This window comes from Streptomyces hygroscopicus subsp. hygroscopicus, from assembly GCF_001553455.1.
GTDB lineage: Bacteria > Actinomycetota > Actinomycetes > Streptomycetales > Streptomycetaceae > Streptomyces > Streptomyces hygroscopicus.
Map to the genome: position 1 here is coordinate 1 of NZ_BBOX01000022.1, position 22,896 is coordinate 22,896.

The 22,896-nt window shown below is 71.8% G+C and carries 23 protein-coding genes; 20 read left to right on the forward strand and 3 right to left on the reverse strand.

The window, feature by feature from the left end:
• The 17 genes from AXW62_RS03195 to AXW62_RS03275 form a co-directional block, all read left to right on the forward strand.
• On the forward strand, window positions 1–384 hold a 384-nt coding region (locus AXW62_RS03195), incomplete at its 5' end, for a hypothetical protein (RefSeq protein ID WP_159060802.1).
• A gap of 31 nt (window positions 385–415) precedes the next feature.
• Window positions 416–1,480 carry a GDP-mannose 4,6-dehydratase gene (gene gmd / locus AXW62_RS03200; protein ID WP_208618998.1) on the forward strand — a complete coding sequence of 355 codons (1,065 nt, stop codon included), beginning with the start codon at window positions 416–418 and terminating at the stop codon, window positions 1,478–1,480.
• 272 nt (window positions 1,481–1,752) lie between these two features.
• Window positions 1,753–2,502 carry an FkbM family methyltransferase gene (locus tag AXW62_RS03205; RefSeq protein WP_211282402.1) on the forward strand — a complete coding sequence of 250 codons (750 nt, stop codon included), beginning with the start codon at window positions 1,753–1,755 and terminating at the stop codon, window positions 2,500–2,502.
• Window positions 2,495–4,234 (forward strand): N-acyl-D-amino-acid deacylase family protein, encoded by a 1,740-nt coding sequence (locus AXW62_RS03210; RefSeq protein ID WP_060943146.1) that lies wholly within the window; start codon window positions 2,495–2,497, stop codon window positions 4,232–4,234. Before AXW62_RS03205 ends, AXW62_RS03210 begins: the two co-directional genes overlap by 8 nt.
• An 87-nt stretch (window positions 4,235–4,321) precedes the next feature.
• The gene (locus tag AXW62_RS03215) at window positions 4,322–5,557 is read left to right on the forward strand and encodes an aspartate aminotransferase family protein (RefSeq protein ID WP_169808107.1); all 1,236 of its coding nucleotides are present in this window, start codon (window positions 4,322–4,324) and stop codon (window positions 5,555–5,557) included.
• 2 nt (window positions 5,558–5,559) lie between these two features.
• The gene (locus AXW62_RS03220; RefSeq protein WP_030831191.1) at window positions 5,560–5,811 is read left to right on the forward strand and encodes an acyl carrier protein; all 252 of its coding nucleotides are present in this window, start codon (window positions 5,560–5,562) and stop codon (window positions 5,809–5,811) included.
• Window positions 5,808–6,944 (forward strand): beta-ketoacyl synthase N-terminal-like domain-containing protein, encoded by a 1,137-nt coding sequence (locus AXW62_RS03225; protein WP_060943147.1) that lies wholly within the window; start codon window positions 5,808–5,810, stop codon window positions 6,942–6,944. The genes AXW62_RS03220 and AXW62_RS03225 overlap by 4 nt, the downstream gene beginning before the upstream one ends.
• Window positions 6,944–7,702, forward strand: a complete 759-nt coding sequence (locus AXW62_RS42385; protein WP_030831182.1) for a 3-oxoacyl-ACP synthase — start codon at window positions 6,944–6,946, stop codon at window positions 7,700–7,702. The genes AXW62_RS03225 and AXW62_RS42385 overlap by 1 nt, the downstream gene beginning before the upstream one ends.
• Window positions 7,703–7,704: 2 nt before the next feature.
• Window positions 7,705–9,060 (forward strand): class I adenylate-forming enzyme family protein, encoded by a 1,356-nt coding sequence (locus AXW62_RS03235; RefSeq protein WP_252368484.1) that lies wholly within the window; start codon window positions 7,705–7,707, stop codon window positions 9,058–9,060.
• Window positions 9,061–9,125: 65 nt separating this feature from the next.
• Entirely contained in the window at window positions 9,126–9,416 is a 291-nt protein-coding gene (locus tag AXW62_RS03240) for an acyl carrier protein (RefSeq protein ID WP_030831176.1), read from the forward strand.
• The gene (locus AXW62_RS03245; RefSeq protein WP_252368485.1) at window positions 9,413–10,456 is read left to right on the forward strand and encodes a cysteine peptidase family C39 domain-containing protein; all 1,044 of its coding nucleotides are present in this window, start codon (window positions 9,413–9,415) and stop codon (window positions 10,454–10,456) included. The genes AXW62_RS03240 and AXW62_RS03245 overlap by 4 nt, the downstream gene beginning before the upstream one ends.
• Window positions 10,453–11,193 carry a 3-oxoacyl-ACP reductase FabG gene (gene fabG / locus AXW62_RS03250; RefSeq protein ID WP_060943149.1) on the forward strand — a complete coding sequence of 247 codons (741 nt, stop codon included), beginning with the start codon at window positions 10,453–10,455 and terminating at the stop codon, window positions 11,191–11,193. Before AXW62_RS03245 ends, fabG begins: the two co-directional genes overlap by 4 nt.
• Before the next feature lie 34 nt (window positions 11,194–11,227).
• Window positions 11,228–12,523, forward strand: a complete 1,296-nt coding sequence (locus AXW62_RS03255) for a glycosyltransferase (RefSeq protein ID WP_060943150.1) — start codon at window positions 11,228–11,230, stop codon at window positions 12,521–12,523.
• The gene (hyg17, locus tag AXW62_RS03260) at window positions 12,520–13,512 is read left to right on the forward strand and encodes a Myo-inositol dehydrogenase Hyg17 (protein ID WP_252368486.1); all 993 of its coding nucleotides are present in this window, start codon (window positions 12,520–12,522) and stop codon (window positions 13,510–13,512) included. Before AXW62_RS03255 ends, hyg17 begins: the two co-directional genes overlap by 4 nt.
• 91 nt (window positions 13,513–13,603) lie before the next feature.
• The gene (locus AXW62_RS03265) at window positions 13,604–14,695 is read left to right on the forward strand and encodes an inositol-3-phosphate synthase (protein WP_060943151.1); all 1,092 of its coding nucleotides are present in this window, start codon (window positions 13,604–13,606) and stop codon (window positions 14,693–14,695) included.
• A gap of 59 nt (window positions 14,696–14,754) precedes the next feature.
• Window positions 14,755–16,005, forward strand: a complete 1,251-nt coding sequence (locus tag AXW62_RS03270) for an MFS transporter (RefSeq protein WP_060943152.1) — start codon at window positions 14,755–14,757, stop codon at window positions 16,003–16,005.
• A 4-nt stretch (window positions 16,006–16,009) separates the two neighbouring features.
• On the forward strand, window positions 16,010–17,125 hold the full coding sequence (locus tag AXW62_RS03275; RefSeq protein ID WP_060943153.1) for a hypothetical protein: 1,116 nt from the start codon (window positions 16,010–16,012) through the stop codon (window positions 17,123–17,125).
• A 72-nt stretch (window positions 17,126–17,197) separates the two neighbouring features.
• On the opposite strand, the gene AXW62_RS03280 is transcribed toward AXW62_RS03275, so the two are convergent.
• Window positions 17,198–17,749 (reverse strand): ATP-binding protein, encoded by a 552-nt coding sequence (locus AXW62_RS03280; protein ID WP_030831153.1) that lies wholly within the window; start codon window positions 17,747–17,749, stop codon window positions 17,198–17,200.
• Window positions 17,750–17,923: 174 nt separating this feature from the next.
• Between AXW62_RS03280 and AXW62_RS03285 the strand changes: the two genes are divergently transcribed.
• Both AXW62_RS03285 and AXW62_RS03290 read left to right on the forward strand, forming a co-directional pair.
• Window positions 17,924–19,189 (forward strand): acyltransferase domain-containing protein, encoded by a 1,266-nt coding sequence (locus tag AXW62_RS03285; RefSeq protein WP_159060803.1) that lies wholly within the window; start codon window positions 17,924–17,926, stop codon window positions 19,187–19,189.
• 9 nt (window positions 19,190–19,198) lie between these two features.
• Window positions 19,199–20,176 (forward strand): GDP-L-fucose synthase family protein, encoded by a 978-nt coding sequence (locus tag AXW62_RS03290; RefSeq protein ID WP_060943155.1) that lies wholly within the window; start codon window positions 19,199–19,201, stop codon window positions 20,174–20,176.
• Between the two features lie 20 nt (window positions 20,177–20,196).
• On the opposite strand, the gene AXW62_RS03295 is transcribed toward AXW62_RS03290, so the two are convergent.
• Window positions 20,197–21,060 carry a MaoC/PaaZ C-terminal domain-containing protein gene (locus AXW62_RS03295; RefSeq protein ID WP_060943156.1) on the reverse strand — a complete coding sequence of 288 codons (864 nt, stop codon included), beginning with the start codon at window positions 21,058–21,060 and terminating at the stop codon, window positions 20,197–20,199.
• Between the two features lie 112 nt (window positions 21,061–21,172).
• Between AXW62_RS03295 and AXW62_RS03300 the strand changes: the two genes are divergently transcribed.
• A complete protein-coding gene (locus AXW62_RS03300; protein ID WP_060943157.1) occupies window positions 21,173–21,814 on the forward strand; it encodes an HAD family hydrolase in 642 nt (213 codons plus the stop codon).
• A 19-nt stretch (window positions 21,815–21,833) separates the two neighbouring features.
• Here the strand turns inward: AXW62_RS03300 and AXW62_RS03305 are convergent, their stop codons facing one another.
• Window positions 21,834–22,649 carry a mycofactocin-coupled SDR family oxidoreductase gene (locus AXW62_RS03305; RefSeq protein WP_060943158.1) on the reverse strand — a complete coding sequence of 272 codons (816 nt, stop codon included), beginning with the start codon at window positions 22,647–22,649 and terminating at the stop codon, window positions 21,834–21,836.
• Window positions 22,650–22,896: the final 247 nt, after the last annotated feature.

Below are 22,896 nucleotides of genomic sequence, written 5' to 3' on the forward strand. Positions count from 1 at the left end.
GTTCCCGCCGCACGCGTCCGGCACATCGGGTGCCATATCCTGGGAGCCTCCCCCGGCACCCTGGTGATCGACCGCCGGTCGTCCATCCTCACCTCGGGCAAGGACGTCATCAGCGTGAACCGGGTCGTGATCGCCGGACGGGACAGCCAAAAACTGGTACCACCGCCCGAACAACCGCTGGGCCCCTACCTGAAAACGGCGGGATTCACACTGACCCGGGAACCGATCGACGTGTCACGGGACATCTGGCCGCTGGACAGCGCCGCACCCGCATGTGTGAGCAAGGAATACGTCATCGACTGCGGCAGCGCCGGGCGGGTGTACGTCCACGAGAAGTTCAACCCCGGTTTCGTACCCCTGGGAAGGGACGGTTCATCAGTATGACCTCTGGAATCCACGCACCCGGCTTGAGCGGATCACCGTGAAGCGGGCACTGATCACGGGAATCACCGGACAGGACGGCTCCTACCTGGCCGACCTGCTGCTGGACAAGGGATACGAAGTCCATGGCATCGTCCGCCGCAGCTCGACCTTCAACACCCGGCGGCTGGACCACATCTACCGCGACCCGCACGACGCGGGCCGGCGTCTGATCCTCCACTACGGCGACGTCAGCGATGCCAGCCGACTGGTGACGCTCCTGGCGCGCGTCCGGCCGGACGAGGTCTACCACCTGGCCGCGCAGTCCCATGTCCGGGTGAGCTTCGATGAACCGGAGAACACCGGTGACATCACCGGGATGGGCACCACCCGGCTGCTGGAGGCCATCCGCATGTCCGCGATGGACATCCGCTACTACCAGGCGTCGTCCTCGGAGATGTTCGGCGCCGCGCCGCCGCCGCAGAACGAGCGGACCACCTTCCACCCCCGCAGCCCGTACGGCGCCGCCAAGGTCTACAGCTACTGGATGACGCGCAACTACCGTGAGGCGTACGGGATGTTCACCGTCAACGGCATCCTGTTCAACCACGAATCGCCCCGGCGTGGCGAGACGTTCGTGACCCGCAAGATCGCCCGGGCGGCGGCGCGCATCAAGGCCGGTTTCGAGAAGCACGTCTTCCTGGGCAACCTCGACGCCGTCCGCGACTGGGGGTACGCCCCGGAGTATGTCGAGGGCATGTGGCGCATGATGCAGCTCGACCAGCCGGACGACTATGTGCTGGCCACGGGGATCGGCTCCACCGTGCGGGAGTTCGCCGAGCACTGTTTCTCCCACGTCGGCCTCGACTGGCGCGAGCATGTGCGGTACGACGATGTCTATCTGCGTCCGGCCGAGGTGGACACCCTGGTGGGAGACGCCGGCAAAGCCCGCGAAGCCTTCGGCTGGACCGCACGGACATCGGTGTACCGGCTGGCCCAGATCATGGTGGACGCGGAACTCGCGCGGCTCGGCTCGGACAGCCGGGAGACCTGGAGCGCGAACCCCTTCACCAGCGCGAGAACGCCCGTGGAGCACTCCGGACGGGTGCTCCCCCGCTGAGGCTCCCCCGCCCCGGCCACGCCCGTCAAAGCCCGGCCCCATTCCCCTTGCGGCCCCGACCCCCGGGAGCAGGTTGTGCCATGACCAGAAGTGACCGTACCGCTTGGCGGTCAGCGCTCGACCGTCGCTCCCACACGGCTGGGTTCCGCGGACTCGCGCAACGCCTGCGCCACCCGATCAGAACGTCGTACCCGAGCACCCGTGCGCTTCGGGCGGGCCGGCACCGTGGTGAGGGCCGCCCCTCGACCGCGAAGACCTTCTGGGGGCAGCGGATGTCGATCGCGCTGCCGGAAGAGGTGTCGGTGTCCATCCACCGCTACGGTTTCGTGGACTACGACCTGACCGCCTTCCTCCTCTCCCACGTGCGTCCCGGCTCCACGGTGGTCGACGTCGGCGCCCACATCGGCTACTACACGATGCTGGCGAGCGCGCTGGTCGGGCCCGCTGGGAAGGTGTGGTCGTTCGAGCCGACCCCGTCCACCCTCTCCGTCCTGCGGAGGAACGTCGATCGCCTCCCCAACGCCTCGGTCGTGCCCGCGGCGGTCTGGTCGAAGAGGGAAGAACTCGTCTTCCATGACCACGGACTCGGATACAGCGCCTACAACTCGGCCTTCCGGGCGCGCCTGCCCGATGCCGTCCGGGAGCGGGTCCCGTCCGTGCCGTTCACCGTGGACGCGGTCAGCCTGGATGAACACGTGCGCGCCGAAGGCATCGACGTCGACTTCGTGAAGATCGATGCCGAGAGCGCGGAGGCGCACGTCCTGGAGGGGATGCGTGATCTGCTGGCCCGCCGGCGACCGGTGATCTCGCTCGAGGTCGGCGATCTCGACGTGCCCGGCGCGCCATCGAGCCGGGAGCTGGTCGACACGCTGATGACCGCGGGTTACGAGCCGTGGGAACTGCGGCGCGGCACACCGGTGCCCCACCGGCCGCGAACCCACTACGTCTATCAGAACCTGCTCTTCGCACCGGCGGGGCAGTGGCACGCAGACGACACGAGGAGGCCGGACCACCATGCATGACCTGATCATTCGAAACGGCTCGCTGTGCGACGGGTCCGGTATTCCCGTGCGCACCGGCGACGTCGCGGTCGACCACGGCGTGATCACCAGGGTGGGCCGGGTCCCCGGACGCGGCCGGACCGAGATCGACGCCGGGGGCCACCTCGTCACCCCCGGGTTCGTGGACATCCACACCCACTTCGACGGCCAGGTCAGCTGGGACCCCCAGCTCACCCCGAGCTGCTGGCACGGGGTCACCTCGGTGGTGATGGGCAACTGCGGGGTCGGCTTCGCGCCGGCCCAGCCGGACCGCCACGACTGGCTCATCGGCCTCATGGAGGGGGTCGAGGACATCCCCGGCGCATCGCTGTCCGAGGGCATCACCTGGGAGTGGGAGACCTTCCCCGAGTACCTCGACGCCGTCGAGCGCCTGCCGCGGGTGATGGACGTCGCCGCGCAGGTCCCGCACGGTGCGCTGCGCGCGTATGTGATGGGCGACCGGGGCGCCGCCAACGAGCCGCCGACCGAGGAGGACCTGCGGCGGATGTGCGCGCTCGTCCGTCAGGGGCTCCAGGCGGGCGCCATCGGCTTCTCCACCTCCCGCACCGTCACCCATCTGGCCATCACCGGCGATCCGGTGCCCGGCACCTTCGCCGCCGAGGACGAGCTGTTCGCGCTCGGCGGTGTGCTCGGTGAGGTCGGCACCGGCGTGTTCCAGCTCGTGCCGTTGGGGGCGGGCGGCGAGAAGGTGGACGACCCGCTGGGCGAGATCAAGTGGATGCGCAGGCTGTCGGCCGCGGTCGGCCGGCCGATCACCTTCGGGCTGTTCCAGAACGACAACGACCCGGACGGGTGGCGCGAGCTGCTCCAGGTCGCCGAGGACGCGGTGGCGGGCGGCGCGGATCTGCACCCCCAGGTGGCGGGCCGGCCCTTCAGCATCATCATCAGCCTGGACTCCACCCACCCGTTCCGCCGGCGGCCGTCCTACAAGAGGATCGCCCATCTGCCCGCGGCCGAGCGGCGCGCGGCGATGCGTGATCCGGCGTTGCGGGAGAAGATCCTGGGCGAGGCCCCGGACGACGCCGACCCCCGCTCGTCGCTGTTCCCCCAGGGCTACGAGCGCCACTTCCCGATGAAGGCGAACCAGCCCGACTACGAGCCCGGGGCCGACGAGTCGTTCGACGCCATCGCGCGGCGCACCGGGCAGAACCCGGAAACACTGATCTACGACTTCCTCACCTCCGAGGACACCAGCGGCATGATCTTCCGTCCGCTGCTCGGCTACTCGGAGTACACCCTCGATCCGATCCGCGAGATGCTGCTGCATCCGCAGGCGGTGCTGGGGCTCAGCGACGCCGGGGCGCACTGCAGGCTCATCTGCGACGCCAGCACGCCGACGTCGATGCTGACGCACTGGGTGCGCGACCGCAGCCGGGGGGCCCGGCTGCCGCTGGAGTTCGTCGTCAAGAAGCAGACCTGGGAGCCCGCGCAGCTGTACGGGCTGCGCGACCGGGGGCTGCTGCGCCCCGGGTACCGGGCCGACATCAACATCATCGACCTCGACCGGCTCAGCCTGCGCTCCCCGGAGTTCGTCCACGACCTGCCCGCGGGCGGCGGCCGCCTGATCCAGAAGGCGGACGGCTATGTGGCGACGGTGGTGGCCGGCGAGATCACCTTCCGCGAGGGCGAGGCCACCGGCGCGCTGCCCGGCAGGCTCGTCCGCGGGACCCGGTCCGGGCCGGTCGTCCTGTGACCGCGAGGCGGCCCGCCGCACCGGCGGGGCGCGCGACCTGCGAACAAGGCGAACACCAGGACGTCAGGCTCTAGAGGGGACCATGCCGTGACCGACCACACCGGAGCGCTCCGGCTCGACAATTCCATGAAGTTGCTCGCCCGCGGCCGGCTCGTCGACGCGACGCTGTCCGAGAAGGACTACGTCATCGAGCGGGACCGGCTGGTGGAGGGGGCCTATCCCGTCTACGGCGAGCGGGCCCGGGGCGCCCGCGTCTGGGACGCCGACGGCAACGAGTACCTGGACTACATCCTGGCCTACGGCACGATCATCCTCGGCCACGCGGATCCGGCCGTGACGAAAGCCGCCCAGCAGGAGATCGAAGAGGGCTTCTCGATCACGCTTCGCAAGCGGACGCACATCGAGCTGGCCGAACGCCTGGTGCGGATCATCCCGGGCGCGGAGCGGGTGTTCCTGCTCAAGACCGGGTCGGACGCCACCAGTGCGGCGGTGCGGCTGGCCCGGGCGTACACCGGCCGCGACCGGGTGGTGCGCTGGGGCTACAACGGGTGGCACGACTGGGCCGCCCAGCGGCCGGGCGGGATCCCCGACACGGTGCGCACCCAGGTCGACACCTTCCGGTACAACGACCTCGACGACCTGCGGGAGGTCTTCCGGCGGCATGCCGGGCAGGTGGCCTGTCTGCTGCTGATGCCGTTCGAACTGGACAGTCCCGAACCCGGTTTCCTCCAGGGCGCCATCGATCTGGCCCATGAGCACGGGGCCCTGGTGGTCTTCGACGAGATGCGCTCCGGGTTCCGGGTGGCCCTGGGCGGCGCGCAGGAGCTGTACGGCGTGCGGGCCGACCTCGCCACGTTCAGCAAGGCGATGGCCAACGGCTGGGCGGTGTCGGCGCTGACCGGCCGGGCCGAGGTGATGGCCATGGTCGGGCAGACCCACATCTCGTCCACCTTCTACTCCAACACCGTGTCGATGGCGGCGGCCGTGGCGACGATCGACCAACTGGCCGACGGGACCGTACTGGACAGGGTCCGCCGGCTGGGCGTCCGGCTGCAGAGCGGCCTGACCGAGCTGGTGGGGCGCCACGGCGTCCCGGCCCGGGTGCGCGGTGTGCCACAGATGCCGTTCCTGGCGTTCACCCACCCCGACCCGGGCCGGTCACGGGCGATGCAGGACGCGTTCTTCGCGGAGACCACCCGCCGGGGTGTGCTGCTGCACCCGACACATCACTGGTTCGTCTGCGCCGCCACCACCGACGCCGACCTCGAGCACACCCTGGCGGCGTGCGACGCGGCGTTCGAGGTCGCGGCGAAGGTGGCGTAACCGTGGACAGCCACCAGAAGTTGCTGGCGCTGGTGCGGAGCAAGCTCGCACACCAGCTTCAGGAAGAGGCGAGTCTGCCGTGGCTGGCCGACACCGATCCGCTGGCGCCCGCCGGGGTCGACTCGGTGCTGCTCATCACGGTGGTCGGGGAGCTGGAGCAGGAGCTGGGCGTGACCCTGCCGGACGACGCCGTTCTCGAATCGGCGAGCATCAGCTCGCTGGCCACGGCCCTGGACCGAGGTGATCCGCGATGAGCACCCAGGGAAGCGCGGTCGCCGTCACCGGTCTGGGGGTGTGCGGCCCGGGAGGCGTCGGCGTGGCCGCGCTGTGGGAGGCGTTGTCCACCGGCCGGGCGCACCGCCCGCCCATCACGGCGTTCGACGCCACCGGCGCCACCCTCGGCGCGTCCGGTGAAGTGCCGGGGCCCACCGGTGGGGACGGCACCTGGCGCGCGCTGGACCTCGCCGAGACCGCCGTGTCGGAGGCACTCGACGGGCTCGACGGCGCCGTGCGCGAGCGGGTGGCGCTGGTGCTGGGGACCACCGATCCCGGTGCCGTCCCGCCCCGGCCGGGATACTGCGCGGGGGAACTGGCCCCCGCCTGCGCCGAGCGGACCGGACTGGGCGGCGAGGCCCTCACCATCGCCAACGCCTCCGCCTCGGGCGCGGCGGCCATCGCGGTGGCCCGGGACCTGGTGGCGGCCGGCGAGGCGGCCACCGCCGTGGCGGGCGGCGCCGACGCCGTCACCGACATGGCCTTCCTGGGCCTGAACTCACTGCGCACCCTCGGCCCGGAGGGGTGCCGGCCCTTCAGCACCCGGCGGCGGGGTATCGGCCTGTCCGAAGGCGCCGCCGTGCTCAGGCTCGAACCGCTCGGCGGCACCGGACCCGGCACCGCCGGGCGCCCCCTGGCGGTGCTGGCCGGCTGCGGGATGACGAACGCCACCGGCCATCTGGCCGCCCCCGGAGCCGACGGCATCGAGCTGGCCGTACGGCTCGCCCTGGCCGACGCCGGGCTGGCACCGGAGGACATCGACTTCGTCAACACCCACGGACCGGGAACCCGGCGCGGTGACACCGCGGAGATCGAGGCGCTGCGCGCGGTGTTCGGCCCGCGGCTGTCCTCGGTGCCCGTCAACAGCGTGAAGGGGGTGCTCTGGCACCTGCAGGGCGGTGCGGGCGCCGTCGAGGCCCTGACCTGCGTGCTGTCCCTGACTCATCGTGCGGTCACTCCCACCTGGGGCGCCGAGCCGGTCGACCCGGTCTGCGACGGCCTCGACCTGGTGGTCGAGGACGCCCCTCGGCCCATGCCGGACCTGCGGACGGCGCTGAGCGTGTCCTGCGGCCTGGGCGGGATGAACACCGCGCTCGTCCTGCGGAGGGCCTGATGGACGACCACGTGGTGATCACGGCCGTGTCCTCGGGTGAGGTCGACACCGAGGACCTGTGGCGCGCGCACACGGCGGGCGCCGAGGGCTGGCGCGAGGTGAACACCTGGACACGGGAACTCCCGGAACGCGTCGCCGAGCTGGCGGGCCGCGCGCTCACCGGCGCCGGTGCGCCGGACCCGGCGGGCACCGGCTGCGTCACCGGCTCGGTGTACGGCTCGGGACATGTGGCGGAGTCCATCCGCGCCCGGCTGGACGCCGGTGCGCGCGCCTCCCTGGCTCCCGAGTCCTTCCTGTACTTCAACGCGCACGGGGTGACGTCGCTGATCTGCCTGCGCCACGGGCTGGGCGGCTACTGCGCCACCGTGCTCGGGCCCGGCGCCGGGATGCAGGCCCTCGCGATCGGGCAGCGCAGGATCCGGCTGGCGGGGGACGCCCCGGTGCTCTGCGGAGCGTACGAACTGTTCAGCCCCGCCGCCGCCCGCGCCTGCGGCAGCGAACCGGTGACGGGGTGGGCGGCGTTCCTGGTCCTGGAGCGGGCCTCGCGGGCCCGCGCACGGGGCGCCCGCGTGCTCGCGCGGACCGGCCCGGTCGAGAAGTGCCCCCCGTCGGCGGCGCGGTCGGCCGACGTACGCGCGACCGCCCCGCTGGCGGAGCTGGCCGCGGTGGTGGCCGGCGACCGCGAGGCGGCCACGGTGACCGTGGCCGCGGCGGGCAGGCGACACGGCTACCGCTGCACGGCGTACAAGGAGGGTTGACCATGACGGACGACACGCTGCTGGACGTCGTCACCGGACATCGCCGGGCCGGCCGGGGGGACCGTCGCGCGCTGGTGGACCGTCAGCGCTCGGTGACCTACGCCGAGCTGGAGCGCGAGGTCACCAGGCGTGCGCGGGAGCTGCGGTCCTCCGGGGTCGGCCCGGGGGTCCGGGTCGGCGCCGTCCTCACGTCCTCGCTGGACTCGGTGGTGGACTTCGCCGCGGCGACCAGCCTGCACGCGGCCGTGCTGGTGGTGCAGGAGCGGGCCGGCGACGCGGAGCGCTCGGCCGCGCTGGCCGATTTCGGCGCGGAGCTGAGCCTCGACCGCGGTCTGGTGACGCGGCTGGCGCCGGCCGGGCGGAGCGGAGGGGAACCGGCCTTCGCGGTGAGCAGTTCGGGCACCAGCGGCCGGCCGAAGGTGATCTCCCGCGAGTGGCCGGGGACCCTGCGCAACTCGGCCGCGTTCGCGCGACAGCTCGGCCTCGACGCCGATGACGTCGTGCTCACCACGAGTCCGCTCGGCCACAGCTACGCGATCGAGGCGGGCACCCTGGCCGTCCTGTCGGCGGGAGCCTGCCAGCTCGTGCCACCCGGCCCGCTGACCCCGGCGCGCGCCGCGCTGCTGGCCGAGCGCCACCGGCCCACCGTCCTGCAGAGCGTTCCGGTGGTCCTGGACTGGTGGGGCCGGGGCGGGGTGCCCCGCGCGGGCTCCTGGGACCGGTGCGTCAGCGCGGGCGACACCCTCCCCGCTCAGGCGGTCACGGCCTGGCACGACGCCGGTATCGCCGTGTACGACCACTACGGCAACTCCGAACTCGGTCAGCTGACCCTCACCCCGGCCGGCGGCAGCGGCAGCGTCGGACACCCTCTCCCCGGGGTCGGGCTGACGGCGGGCTCGGGCGAGCCGGGCCCGGTGGCGGCACGGTTCCCCGGTCTGTCCCCCGTCCGGCTGGAGGAGGGGCGTGCGGTGGCCCTCGCCGACGACGAGGGATGGGTCACCACCGGCGACCTCGGGGTGCTCGACGACGGCGGGCTCCGGCTGACCGGGCGCGCCGACCTGCTCATCAACATCGCCGGGAACAAGGTCTCCCCCATCGAGGTGGAGACCGTCCTGCGCAGCCTCCCCGGGATCAGCGACTGCGCCGTGGTGGGCCGGCCGGGGCCCTCGGGGGAGCAGCAGGTGTGGGCCTTCGTCGAGGCGGACGCCGAGGGGTTCGACACCGCGGCACTGCGCCGCCGGGCCGGTGAGCAGCTCATGACGGTGAAGGTGCCCACGGTGATCCGGAGGGTCGACAAGCTGCCCAGAACCGGCAGCGGAAAGGTCCGCAGGGGCCTGCTGATGGAGGGCGGGGACTGACCCACCGCCCCCAGGCGGACGCGGACGCACACGCCAACGCACACCATGAGGAGAGGGACGCGCACATGACCGACAGTGCCAACACCCAGCAGGTTGACCGCCGGCTGGCCTTGGAGCTCATCACCACCGTGCTCGCGGAACGGCCCCACCTGCCCGATCAGCTCAGCGAAACCACCACGCTCGACGAGATCGGCATGGATTCGCTGGACCTGATCGTGGTGTTCTCCCGCTTCGAGGAGCAGTGGGGAGTGCCCTACAGCGAGGAGGAGACCGACTGGACGGTCTTCGAGAACCTGGGTCACCTGGCCGACACCTTGGTCGCCCGCGCCCGCACCGCGGGACGTGACCTGCGGTGACCGAAGCGATGGTGCCACGGTTCGACCAGCTGGGGGCGCTGGGGTGGCGGGACCGCGCGCTGGACGGGCTGAACTGCGTACTGCGCTGCGTCGAGGCCGTCCTCCGCTTCCGGGGGCTCGACTCACTGGCCGTCGCCCGTGCGCTCAACGGCCCGCTGGATCCGGTGGGCCGGGATCTGGCGAAGGACTTCGACGGCTGCCGGGTGGACTACCGCACGGAGTTCGACGACGGCAGCCGCAATGTGCCCTTCGTGCTCGAGCGCCTGACCGCCGGTGAGCCGGTCATGGTGCTGCCGGACCGCTTCCACCTGCCCGGCGACGTGTACGAAGGCCGCTACCACTTCCATGACCACGCGGTACTGGCGGTGCGCTGGTCCGCTGACGACAGCGTGATGACCGTGCTGGACACCGATGCCGACCTGGACGACGGCTTCCGGCGCCACTGGACACTCACGCCCGAGCTGCGGGCGCTGTTCACCTGGGTGGGCACCGTCACGGTGACCGGCGCGCCGGACGACAGCGACGTGGAGCGGTACTTCGCCGAACGGCTGGCCCGGGACACCGCGCTGCTGTCGGTGGGGGCACACGCGCTCGGTGAGCTCCTGGACCAGCTCACCGAGAGCGGTCTGGGGCTGGTGACGGCCCGTGCGCTGCATGTGCTGGTGCTCGGCGACATCCAGCCCCAGCTGTTCATCTACGGCAACGCGCTCGCCGTGCCCTCGCCCTCCGGCGAGGAGCCCGTTCTGCCCCCCGAGATCGCCGCGGTCCGGACCGCCGCGCTCGACGCCCGGGTCCGCGCCAAGCGGCTGGGGATCGCCCTGATCGCGGCGCACGAGCAACCGGATCCGCTCGCGGTGTACCCGCGCGTCATGGAGCTGAGCCGTCCGCTGCGGACCTCGCTGAACCGGCTGCGGGAGGCCCTGGTCGCCGCGGGCGGCCAGGAGAGCCCACCGGACCCCGGGGCGTCCGCCCGGCTGCGCACGCGGTTCGCGCATATCGAGAACACGTGCTTCCCCCTGCGCCAGGAATCGATGACGTGAGCGACCGGGCAGCCCTGGTGACCGGGGGTTCCGGCCCGCTGGGGCGGGCGATAGCCCAGCAGTTGTCCCGATCGGGCTACGCCGTGGGGGTGCACGCGCACCGGAACGAGGAAGCGGCGGCGGCCGTCGCCGAGGAGCTCCGGACGGCGGGCGCGGCCGCGGTCGCGCTGTCGGCCGACCTGACCCGCCCGGACAGCGGCAGACGGGTCGTCGGGCGGGTCGTCGAGGAATTCGGCCGTCTGGACGCCCTGGTGGTCAATGCCGGGGTGCACCGGGACCGGCTGCTGCTGGGCGTTCCGGAGGACGAGTGGGACGAGCAGATCGCGGTCAATCTCAGCGGGGCGTTCCGCTGTCTGCAGGCCGGGGTGCGGGCCATGACGCGGCACGCGGGCGGACGCGTCGTCCTGGTGTCCTCGGTGGCGGGCCTGCGGGGGCAGCCGGGCCAGGCCGCCTACGCGGCGGGCAAGTCCGGTCTGCACGGGCTGGCATGGACGGTGGCCAGGGAGTACGGGCGGTACGGGATCACCTGCAACTGCGTGGCCCCCGGCCTGGTCGCCGACACCCCCGCCTATCACCTCCTGCCCGCCAGGGCGCGGCACGAGGTGGTGAGCCGGACACCGCTCGGGCGGGCGGGCCGTGCCGAGGAGATCGCCTCGGTGGTGGCCTTCCTGTGCTCCTCTTCGGCGTCGTACGTCACCGGGCAGGTGATCGCGGTGGACGGCGGAATGACGGCCTGAACGACCAGGGACGACCGAACGAGCAGGAGGACGCGTGAGTGAACGAGTGTTGTTCTTCCCCTGGGGCTGGGGAGGCGGCGCGGCCTACACCGGCCGGTGCCTGGTACTGGCCCAGGCGCTGGCCGAGGCGGGCGACAGCGTGGCGTTCGCGGACTGCGGCATCAGCGCCATGGTGCGCGAGGCCGGTTTCCCGGTGCTGGACTCCGCCCCCGAGGCCCCCCGCCCGCCCGACCGGCACCCGATGCCGCCGTATCTGCCGTTCGCCGATGTGGAGCGGGTGTTCGCGGTCGCGGCCACGTACCACCGGATCGAGCGCGTCCGGCAGCGGGTCGCGGCGGACACCCGTCTGATCGAGGCGTACCGGCCGACGGTGGTGGTCATCGACATGTGTCCGACCGCGGCCCTCGCCGCGCGGGCCGCGGGCATCCCGGTGGTCTCCCTCGCCGACGCGGACTTCATCACCCCGAGGCCGAACGGATGGATGCCGTGGTCGACGGTGGCGCCGCGGGACCTGCTGCCGCACCCGCCGAGCCTCCCGGTCTGGGACCGGATGTCGCGCGAGCTGGGGCTGGGGCCGGTGGCCCGGGCGGAGCACCTGCTGTGGGGCGAGGTCACCCTGGTGTCCAGCCTGCCCGACCTGGAACCGGTCGAGGGGCCGCCCCACCGGGGCGATCTGCACTACGTGGGACCGATGTACTGGAACCCGGTGGTGGCGGCCGGCACCCCCACGCCCCCGGAGACCGGCCGGCCGAAGGTGTACGTCACCATCGGCAGCGGAGGCACCGTGGGCCGCCAGGCCCTGCAGAACGTGCTGGACGCCTGCGCGGGGCAGCCGTGGAGCGTGTACGTCTCCAGCGGCTTCGCCTTCGAGGGCGATCTGACGGTGCCGGACAATGTCGTCGTGGCGGGCTTCACCGGCCTGGACACCCCGCTGACGTGGGCCGATGTGGTGCTGAGCCACGGGGGTTCGGCCACCGTGCTGGCCACTCTCGAACACGGCAAGCCCTCGGTCGTCATGCCGTTCATGTCCGAACAGGAGATGAACGGACGGCAGTTGGTCGAGGCCACCGGATCCGGCGTCCTGCTGCGGACCAGTGCGACCACCGCTCACGGGCGGCTGTCCTTCAGCGACCGGTACTCCGGCCCGTCCGACCAGCCGTGCGTCCGCGTCGGCGATGTCCGGCAGGGCATCGCCGAGGTCCTCGGCGACGCCCGGTTCACCGAGCGGGCCGCGCGGTGGGGCGCCCGCCTGCGGGAGCGCCGCGGGTCGGCGGACCTGGTCGCCCTGGCCCATTCCGCCGTCGCGCGGGCCGCGGGGGTGAGCCGGTGAGCGCGCACGCGGTCGTCGGCGTCGTGGGCTGCGGCCGGATCGGCGCGATGTACGCCGAACACCTCGAGGCGCTGGGTCACCGGCGGCTGGTCTTCGTGGACGCGGACCGCGACCGCGCCGAGAAACTGGCGTGGCAGACCACGTCGGGGAGCGTCGCCGGCTCGGTCGGGGAACTGGTGTCCGGTGGCTGTGACGCGGCGCTGGTGACGGCAGCCACCACGAGCCATCCGGAGCTGGTCGGGGCGCTGATCGAGGCCGGGGTGCCCACGCTGTGCGAAAAGCCGCTGGCCACCGACCTCCGGCAGACCGAGACGCTGGGCAGGCTGGCCGAGGCGCGCGGGGTTCCGCTGTGGGTGGGGTTCCAGAGGCACTTCGACCCCGGTTTCGCCGACCTGCGGGCCCGCACCAGCTCCGGAGAGCTGGGCCGTCTGCAGTCGCTCCGGCTGGTGTCGCACGATGTGTCGCCGCCGCCGATCGCCCGGCTCCGCGAGAGCGGTTCGATCTTCACCGACCTCATGCTGCACGACTTCGACATGGTGCGATGGCTGACCGGGCGCGGGATCGTCCAGGTCGTCGCCGACGGCGCGGCACTGTCCTGCCCGGAGCTGACGGACATCGGCGACTTCGACACGGTCACGGCGATGATCCGGCTCGACGACGGCACACAGGCCGTGCTCGCCGCGGGGCGGTGGCAGCCCGTGCGCTACGACGTCCGTGCCGAAGTGCTGGGCGAGCGAGGCCATGTGGCGGCGGGGCCCGCCCGCGCGGCCGAACCGGGGTCGGGCGGCGCGGCGCTCCCGCGCTTCCGCGGGTACTGGGACCGGTTCGCCACCGCCTACCGGGAACAGGTGCGGGCGTTCCTGGCCTCGGCCGCCGGCGGGGCCGGTGACCCGGCCGCGGGCGGCTGGCGCGACTCGTACGAGGCGCTGCGCTGTGCGCTGGCCGCGGAGCGGTCGGCCCGGTCGGGAGCGGTCCCGGTGGAGCCATGACCGGTGGCGTCCTGGCCGGCGGCGCGAGGGGATGACCGGCCGTCAAGGCAATCCGGGCCTGCGGCCCGGAGATTTCGCGAAGGGAAGAACCATGGACAGGATTCGGGTGGCGATCGCGGGCGTCGGCAACTGCGCCGCGTCGGTCGTGCAGGGAGTGCACTACTACGCCGAGGCGGACCCCGCGACCCGGGTGCCCGGGCTGATGCACGTCGACTTCGGCGGCTACCACGTGCGCGACCTGGAGTTCGTCGCGGCGTTCGACGTGGACGCCAAGAAGGTCGGGCAGGACCTCTCGTCCGCCATCTCCCGGTCGGAGAACAACACCATCAAGATCTGCGATGTCCCGCCCACCGGCGTCACGGTGCGGCGCGGGCCCACTCTGGACGGTCTGGGCCAGTACTACCGCGAGGCCATCACCGAGTCGGACCAGGAACCGGTCGACGTGGTGGAGGTGCTCCGGCAGTCGCGGGCCGACGTGCTGATCTCCTATCTGCCCGTCGGCAGCGAGGAAGCGGACCGGTTCTACGCACAGTGCGCGATCGACGCGGGCGTGGCGTTCATCAACGCGCTGCCCGTGTTCATCGCCTCCGATCCGGTGTGGGCCGCGAAATTCACCGAGGCGGGCGTGCCCATCATCGGCGACGACATCAAGTCGCAGGTGGGCGCGACGATCACGCACCGGGTGCTGGCCCGGCTGTTCGAGGACCGCGGCGTCCACCTCGAGCGCACGATGCAGCTCAACGTCGGCGGGAACATGGACTTCCGCAACATGCTGGAACGCAAGCGGCTGGTGTCCAAGAAGACGTCGAAGACCCAGGCGGTGACCTCACAGGTCGACCGCGGCATCGAGAAGAACAACGTGCACATCGGGCCCTCCGACCACGTGCCATGGCTCGACGACCGCAAATGGGCCTACGTGCGGCTGGAGGGCCGGGCGTTCGGCGACGTCCCGCTGTCGCTGGAGTACAAGCTCGAGGTGTGGGACTCGCCGAACTCGGCGGGCGTGGTCATCGACGCCGTACGGGCGGCCAAGATCGCGCTCGACCGCGGGATCGGTGGCCCGCTGACGGCACCGTCGTCGTATTTCATGAAGTCGCCACCCGAGCAGTACCGTGACTCGGAGGCATACGAAGCCGTCGAGGCATTCATCGCCGGCACCCCCGGCCGGCAAGCGCGTCCGTGAGCCGCCGGGCGTTTCCGAACCGAGATCCGACCCGTGCCGGGCGGAAGGGAGCACCAGTGATGTCCGGTCCCGTGGCCACGGCTCCGGAGTCCGTCCGCGAACGGGACTTCCGCCTGCTGTGGGTCGGCAGCGGCATCAGCCAGTTGTGCGGGATGGCGACGGTGGTCGCCTTCCCCCTGCTCGCGGCCCGGACCCTCGGGGCGACGGTGGGCGAGGTCGGTCTGATCACCGCGGCGGGCTATCTGCCGTGGCTCGTCGTCACCCTGCCGGCCGGGGTGTACAGCACACGGCTGCGGCCGCGCACGGTGCTCCTGCTGACCGACCTCAGCCGCGCGGCGGTCGTGACCATGGTGCCGGTCCTGTCCGCGCTCGGACACCTGGCGCTGTGGCATCTGTACCTGTCCAACATCCTGGTCAGCTGTGCCACGGTGTTCTACGAGATCGTGTACCTGTCCATGCCGCCGCGGATGCTGCCGAAGGACAAGCTCGTCTACGGCAACATCCGATTACAGATTGCCCGCGCGGTGTCGCTGGCCTTCGGGCCGACGGTGGCGGGGTTCACGGTGCAACTGCTCGGCCCCGAGCACGCCCCCCTGGTCAACACGGCCGGATTCCTGGTGTCCGCGTCGTGCAATCTGCTCATGCGCTCCCGCATCGAGTCCACCAGATCCTCGGCTCGTGCCGGTGGCATGTGGACCGAGCTGGCGGAGGCCGTCCGGTTCGTTACCCGACAGCGTGTCATCCTGGCCTCGATGGCGGGCTCGGCCGTGGGAAACTGCTGTTTCGCCGCGTACGAGGCGCTCGTTGTCATCTTCCTGGCCGACGACGTCGGAATCGCCCCGGGCACCCTGGGCATGCTGCTGGGGTCGGTGGGCATCGGCGGGCTGATCGGCGCGTTCAGCGCGGGCCGCGTCAGCCGCCGCCTGGGCACCGCGCGCTCGGTCTGGATCCCGGCCACCGTCCTGGCCCCGGCGGGACTGCTGCTGCCCCTGACCCGGCCGGGCCCCGGACTGTCCCTGTTCCTGATGGGCGCCACCCTCTTCCACGCCGGATACGCCGTCTTCACCGTCGGGCAGGCCACGCTCGTACAACTGCTGACACCATCCGATCTGCTGCAGCGGACGCTCGCCTGCGTCCGGTTCGTCAGCCGGGGCATGCTCTTCTTCGGCGGGCTCGTCGGCGGCGGCCTGGGGAGCCTGTTCGGCCCGCGGCTCGGACTGGCCGTCGTGATGTTCCTCTGGCTCAGCGCCCCGCTCATCACCGCGTCCTCGCGGCTGCGGCACTGGCGCGACATTCCCTCTTTGGAGTGACCACATGTCTGAGACCATCGATATCGTCATGACGACCATCGGTTCCGGGTCGTTCCTGGACCACTTCGCCGACGCGCTTGCCGAGGAGGGCGCCCGGCTCGTCGTCATCCCCGACCGCAAGACGCCCAGCACGTTCTACGAGGCCTGCGAGCGGGCCCGCCGCCGGGGGGCCACGATCGTGGCCCCCGATGTGGAGGAGCAGGACCGGCTGCTGGCGAAGCTCGGGATCCCCGATCTCATCCCCTACGACTCCGACAACCGGCGCAACATCGGCTATCTGCTGTCGTACCTGAACGACAGCGCCCTGGCGGTGTCCATGGACGACGACAACCTGCCGGTCGACAGGCCGTTCCTCGACGAACACCGGATCGTGCTCCAGGGCCCGGCGCGCCACCGCGTGGTCTCGGCCGGCAACGGCTGGTTCAACGCCTGCGACCTGCTGACCGTCAGCCCCTGCCGGGTCTTCCCACGGGGTTTCCCCTACGCTCCACGAACGGCCGGCACCGAGGTCACCAGCACGGAGGAGACGGCCGACGTCCGCGTCAACGCCGGGCTGTGGCTCGACGACCCCGATGTGGACGCGATCACCCGGCTCGCCGTCCGGCCGAGGGTCACCGCCTACGGCGGCGAGGCCGCCGTGCTGGCCCCGGACACCTGGTGCTCGGTCAACTCCCAGAACACCGCGGTGCACCACGACGCCCTGCCCGCCTACTACTTCCTGCGCATGGGCCAGTCCATCGGCGGCGCCCCGGTCGAGCGCTTCGGCGACATCTTCAGCGGGTACTTCGTGGCGGCGTGCGCCAAGCATCTGGGGCACGCGGTGCGGTTCGGCGGCCCCCTGGTCAATCACCAGCGCAACGACCACGACCTGCTCGACGACCTCGCCATCGAGCTGCCGGCCATCCGCTTCATGGACGAACTCCTTGACTGGCTGCGGGAGTTCCCGATCGAGGGCAGCGACTACCGCGAGTCCTACGAATCCCTCAGCTACGGCCTGCAGGACTTCGCCGAACAGGCCCGGGGCCGCGGCTGGACCCCCGACGCGCGGGCGTTCCTGCACCGCAGCGCCCACCTCATGCGCACCTGGCTGACCGCCATCCGCCGGGTGCACGGCGGCTGACGGGCGACGGGTCCGTGCGCGGGGCCCGGCAGGAAATCCACCGGGCCCCGCGCGGACCCGCCGCCCGGCGGATCAGCCGTTCGCCAGGATGGCCTCGACCGTCTCCTCCAGGGTCATCGTGGAGCTGTCGAACCACGTGCCCTCGCCCGCGAGTTCGGTGCGCAGCGCCTCGTCCAGGAAGGACCAGTCGTCCGCCAGCACCTTGTCCCGCTCGGCGACCCGCCGGGCGACGACCTCCGCCGACGGTGCGAGGACGATGAGGCGCAACGGCAGGTCCTTCAGGTGCTCGAGGTAGAACTCGAGGTGCGCGCGCCGGACGACGGTGTCGTCGATGACCGGGACGACACCGGCGGCGTGGAAGCTGCGTGCCAGCACCGAAGCGTTGCGGGCGCGCAGCAGTAACTGACGGTCCGCCTCCAGGTCCTCCTCCGGCGAGGGCAGGTGGCCCCCCGACACGATCAGGTCCTGGAGGTGGTCGCCCTCGATGTGCGCGCCGAGGGGGAACCGGCGGGCCAGCTCCGCTGATACCGAGCTCTTCCCGGACCCGGGTATGCCGATGACGAGAAATGCGTCGGAGGCAGGTGTGGTGTCCACGACCTGGCCCTGGAACGAAGTTTCCGGCATTGTTTTCTGCTCCTTTACCCATTCTCGGTCAACGGTCTTGTCGAGCAACGGTCCGAAATGACCGGCACCGTGATGGTAGCAAGAACGAACACCCCATCAGATCCGTTGTGACGGAAAGCGGAAGCGCATATGTCAATCCACAGCGCACGGCCCTCTCCCCCACCCTGGTTGCTGGTGTTTTCCGGCACCGACCGGACAGCATTGGCGGACGCGGCGAGAAGGGCCGCGGAGTTACTCGCCCAAGGTGCCCGGCCCGAATCCGTGATGCCCGAGCGGCCCGTTCCGGCGGGGCGCGACACGGAACGCCTCGCGGTCACCGCCGCGGATCCGGAAGGTCTGGCCGAGGGGCTGTCCTTCTTCGCCGACGGCCTGCCCAGTCCGCGGTGGTTCTCGGGCCGGGCCGACGGCGCCGCCACCCGCACGGCCTGGTGCTTCGGCGGCCATGGCAGCCAGTGGCCGGGCATGGGGCGCGCCCTGGTGGACTGGGCGCCCGCGGCGGCGCGCGTGCTGCGCGAGCTCGACGCGCTGCTGCCGGGCGGGGTCATCGAACCGCTGATGACCATGGCCGACGGTGCGGCCGGCGGGCCGGAGGTGACGCAGCCGCTCATCTTCGCCGTGCAGGTCGCGACCGCCCACTGGCTGTGGTCGCTGGGCCTGCGGCCGGCGGCGGTGGTGGGGCACAGCCTCGGCGAGGTCGCCGCCGCCCATGTCGCGGGTGCCCTGTCGCTCGCCGAGGCGGCGCGGGTCGTCGCCGTGCGCTCCGGCCTGCTCGCGCGGGCGGCGGGCGGCGGGGCGATGGCCACGGTCGGTCTGGACCGGCACACCGCCGAGCGGCGCTGCGCCCGGACACCGGGGACGGTGGTGGTCGCCGCCCACACCGCGCCGAGGGAGACGGTGGTCACCGGGGAGAGCGAGGCCACGCGCGCACTGGTGGACACGCTGGAGGCGGAGGGGGTGCGGTGCAGGATGATCCGGATCAACGCCGCGTCGCACAGCCCGTTCGTCGACGGCGTGCTGCCCGAGCTGCGCGCCGCGCTCGCCGACCTGACCCCCACTGCCCCGCACACCCCCTGGATCTCGACGGTCGATGCCGAGCCGGAGCCGGGCGGGCTCGCCACCGCGGACTACTGGGCGCGCAATCTGCGGCAGCCCGTACGGTTCACCCAGGCGGTGTCCGCCCTGGCGGGACGAGGCGTCCGGGCGTTCGTGGAGATCGGCCCGCACCCGGTGCTGATCCGGCCGATCCGCGACACGCTGCGGGCCGAGGGGGTCGGCGAACCGCTGGTGGTCGCGTCCGGCCACCGGGCGACCCCGGAGCCGGTCTCCCTGCTGCGCCTCCTGGGAGCCCTGTACTGCCGGGGGCTGAAGCTCCCGGAACCGTTCGGCGGCGGCCGGGACGTGCTGCGTCCGGCCCCGGAACCCACCGTAGGCCGAGGATAGGAAGCGACCATGTCCGCGCACCCCCTGCCCCTGGACCGCTCGGCCACCGTGCTGGTGGCCGGTTCCTCCGGTCTCGTGGGCTCGGCCGTCGTCCGCCGTCTCCGGGCCCAGGGGTTCACTTCGGTCGCCGGGATCCACTCGGCCGACGTGGACCTCACCGACGTCCGGGCGACGTTCGACTGCGTCACCTCCCTCCGGCCCGCCGTGGTGATCGACGCCGCCGCCCGGGTCGGCGGCATCGCCGCCAACGACGCGGAGCCGGTGGAGTTCCTCAACGACAACCTCCGGATCCAGACCAACCTCTTCGCCGCGGCGCACGCGGCGGGGGTGGACCGGCTGCTGTTCCTCGGTTCCTCGTGCATCTACCCCAAGCACACCCCGCAGCCGATCCCGGAGTCCGCGCTGCTCACCGGGGCGTTGGAGGAGACCAACGACGCCTACGCGATCGCGAAGATCGCGGGTGTGATCGCGGTGAGGTCCTACCGCAGGCAGTACGGCCGGCGGTGGATCTCGGTGATGCCGACGAACGTCTACGGCCCCGGGGACACCTTCCACCCGACCCGGTCGCATGTCCTCCCCGCGCTGATCCGCCGGTTCCACGAGGCGGTCCGGTCCGGTGCCGAGGAGGTCGTCGTCTGGGGCACGGGCACACCGCGGCGGGAGTTCATCCACGTCGACGATCTGGCGGCGGCGTGCACGCACCTTCTGGACCACTATGACGACCCCTCGCCGGTCAACATCGGCGTGGGCGAGGACCTCACCATCGCGGACCTGGCCACGCTGGTGGCCGACGCGGTCGGCTTCACCGGCCGGATCACCTGGGACACCAGCAGGCCCGACGGGACCCCGCGCAAGCTGCTGGACGTCTCCCGGCTGCTCGCCACCGGATGGCGGCCGAGGATCGGACTGCCGGAGGGGGTGCGGGCCACCGTCCGGTGGTACGCCGATACCGTGGCCGGTTCCGATGGGCGCCGGAGGGCCGGCTGACCCGCCGGCGGCGCACCGGATCACCCCGCCGCGCCGGCGCGCCGGTCGAATCTGCCGCGGTCCAGGACGATCCTGCCGTTGGAGCGCACCTCGAACAGTGCCGACCCGCCGCGCTCCCAGATCCGCACGACGAGCTCCTGACCGGGCAGCACGGGAGCGGTGAAGCCCGCGGACATGGTGCCGAACCCGGACGTCTCACCCTCGCAGAGCGCGTGCAGCAGCGCCCGGCCGGCATACCCGAAGGTGCACAGCCCGTGCAGCAGGGGGCGGCCGAACCCGAGGCGCGCGGCGATCGCGGGATCGGAGTGCAGCGGGTTCAGGTCGCCGTTGAGCCGGTAGAGCAGGGCCTGGTTGGCCGCGGTGCGGTAGCCGACGGCATGGTCGGGCTCCCCCACCGGGCGTTCCCACGGCTCCTCCTCGTCCGGATCGCCACCGAAGCCGCCCTCCCGACGGATGGTCAGCCCGGTGCGGAGATCGGCCAGCGGCCGACCGGTGCCCGCCTCCGCACAGCGGGAGTCGATGACCGCCAGCGCGCCCCGGCCCCGGCCCCGGTCACGCAGCGCGGTCAGGCGGGAGGTCGTGACCGCGGCGCCCGCCACGGGCAGCGGGCCGTGCAGCGTCACCGACTGATAGGTGTGCAGCAGTTGTGACACGTCGTAGTCGCCGAAGACGGGCTCGGCCCGCCGGGACACCAGGATGGTCGCGAACGTCGGCAGCACCGCCGGTGGCGCGCCCGCGGAGTCCTCGGTGGTGAACCGCAGCTCATGGGTGGGGTCCTCGGCGCCCGCCCCGACGCCGATCGCGTAGAGGGCGGTGTCGAAGAAGGTCCAGTGCCGGGTCCCGGAGTCCCAGGTGTGCCCGACGAGATCGTGGTAGAGCGTCATGGTATTCCCCCTCTCCGCCGCTTCCACGGCGCGAGCCGAGCGGTCCGATCCGGACCACTTCTCCCGGAACCGGGACCACGCATGTCCGATACGACCGAATCGGGGTTGAGTGATGATCAACGCGTTGCTGGTCGACGCAGGCGGCGTCCTGTTCAACAACGTCGCGGAGGAGACCTCCTTCGTTCCCGCGATCGCGCGCCGGTACGCCGTGGACGAACGCCGGCTGCTGTCCGGTCTCCTGGCCTCGGCGCACGTCTACGAGCGCGGCGCCGGCCATGTGCACGAGGTCCTGCGGGCGCTCCTGGACGAGGCGGGCAGCCCGCGGACGGACGCGTTCGACGGGGACTGGGTGGACCGCCTGTACGCCGACAGCGTCCGGTGCTACGACGCCAACGTCGCGGAACTGGCCGAGGTGCGGCGCGCCCATCCGGAGCTCACCGTGGTGCTGGCCAACAACGAAGCCGAGCACTGGGACCACCTGAAGAACGCCCGGTACGGTCACTACCGGCTGTTCGGCCGCCTGTGCTCCTCCTGGCGGGTCGGGCAGGTCAAACCCTCCGCCGAGTACTTCGCCGCGACTTTGGACCGCTGCCGGATCGAGCCGCGCGAGGCCCTGATGGTGGACGACCGGGCGGCGGTCATCGCGGCGGCACGCGACCTGGGCATGCGGACGCTGCACATCAGCAGTCCCGCCGTGCTGCGCGCCCGGCTGCGGGCGACGGTCGAGAACCTCGTCCCGTCGGCGAGCGGCTGACCGCGGACGGTTGCGCGGCTCAGAATTCGCTGACGCCGGCGTCGACGGCCATGGCGTGCGCGGTGACGTGCCGAGAGGCGTCGGAGACCAGGAAGAGCACGGCGTTGGTCACGTCCTCCGGCGTAATACCGTCCACCGGCTGCATGTTGACCAACATGCCGCGCAGCCGCGGATCGGCCATGCTCGCCTTCGCGACCTGGGCGAGCATGGCGCGGCTGCCCATCTCGGTGTCCACCCCGGTCGGATGCACGCTGTTCACGCGGATACCGAACCGCGCGAGTTCGGCGGCGAACGCCTTCGCCATCCCGCGCACCGCGAACTTGCTGGTGGTGTAGGGAATCATGAACGGCTGCACCTTCAGCCCCGCCGAGGAGCTCATCAGCACGATCGACCCGCCGCCCGCCGCCACCAGGTGCGGCGCGGTCGCCATCACCGTGTTCCAGGTGCCGCGCACATTGATGTCCATCGTGTCGCGGAAGATCTCCTCGGTGACCTCGTCCCAGGCGCGGGGGATGCAGATTCCCGCGCCTGCCACCACGGCGTCCAGCCGCCCGAGAGTCTCCACGGCCCGGTCGACCTCGGCTCGCAGACCGGCTAAGTCACGGACATCGGCCACCACCGGCACCACCCTCCGCCCCTTCTTCTCGGCCAGGGTGACGGTCTCCTGGAGCTCGGTCGGGGCCGAGGAGCGGTAGGCCACACCGGGCAGCGTCGCGCACAGGTCAATGGCGATCACATCGGCCCCCTCGCCCGCCATCCGCACGGCGTGCTCGCGTCCCTGCCCGCGGGCGGCGCCCGTCACGAGAACGACCTTGTCCCGCATCAGTCCACTCATCGCCCATGCCCTTTCCGCAACGATCAAGGATGTGACTGGAGGGATCCTCCAGGTAGTTCGACCCGAGCCACGGTAGCGAAGCGCCTGACATTCTTCACTCTTTTCGGTGACCGCCGAAATGGTCCAGGAACAGATATTCACACGGCGGCGAAGACGATAAAATCAAAATTGTCGGCACGGCCACCGAGGGGGGAACCGGAGAGGTACGGAGAGGTCCGGATAGCTATGGAGAGGTCCGGCCAAGTAC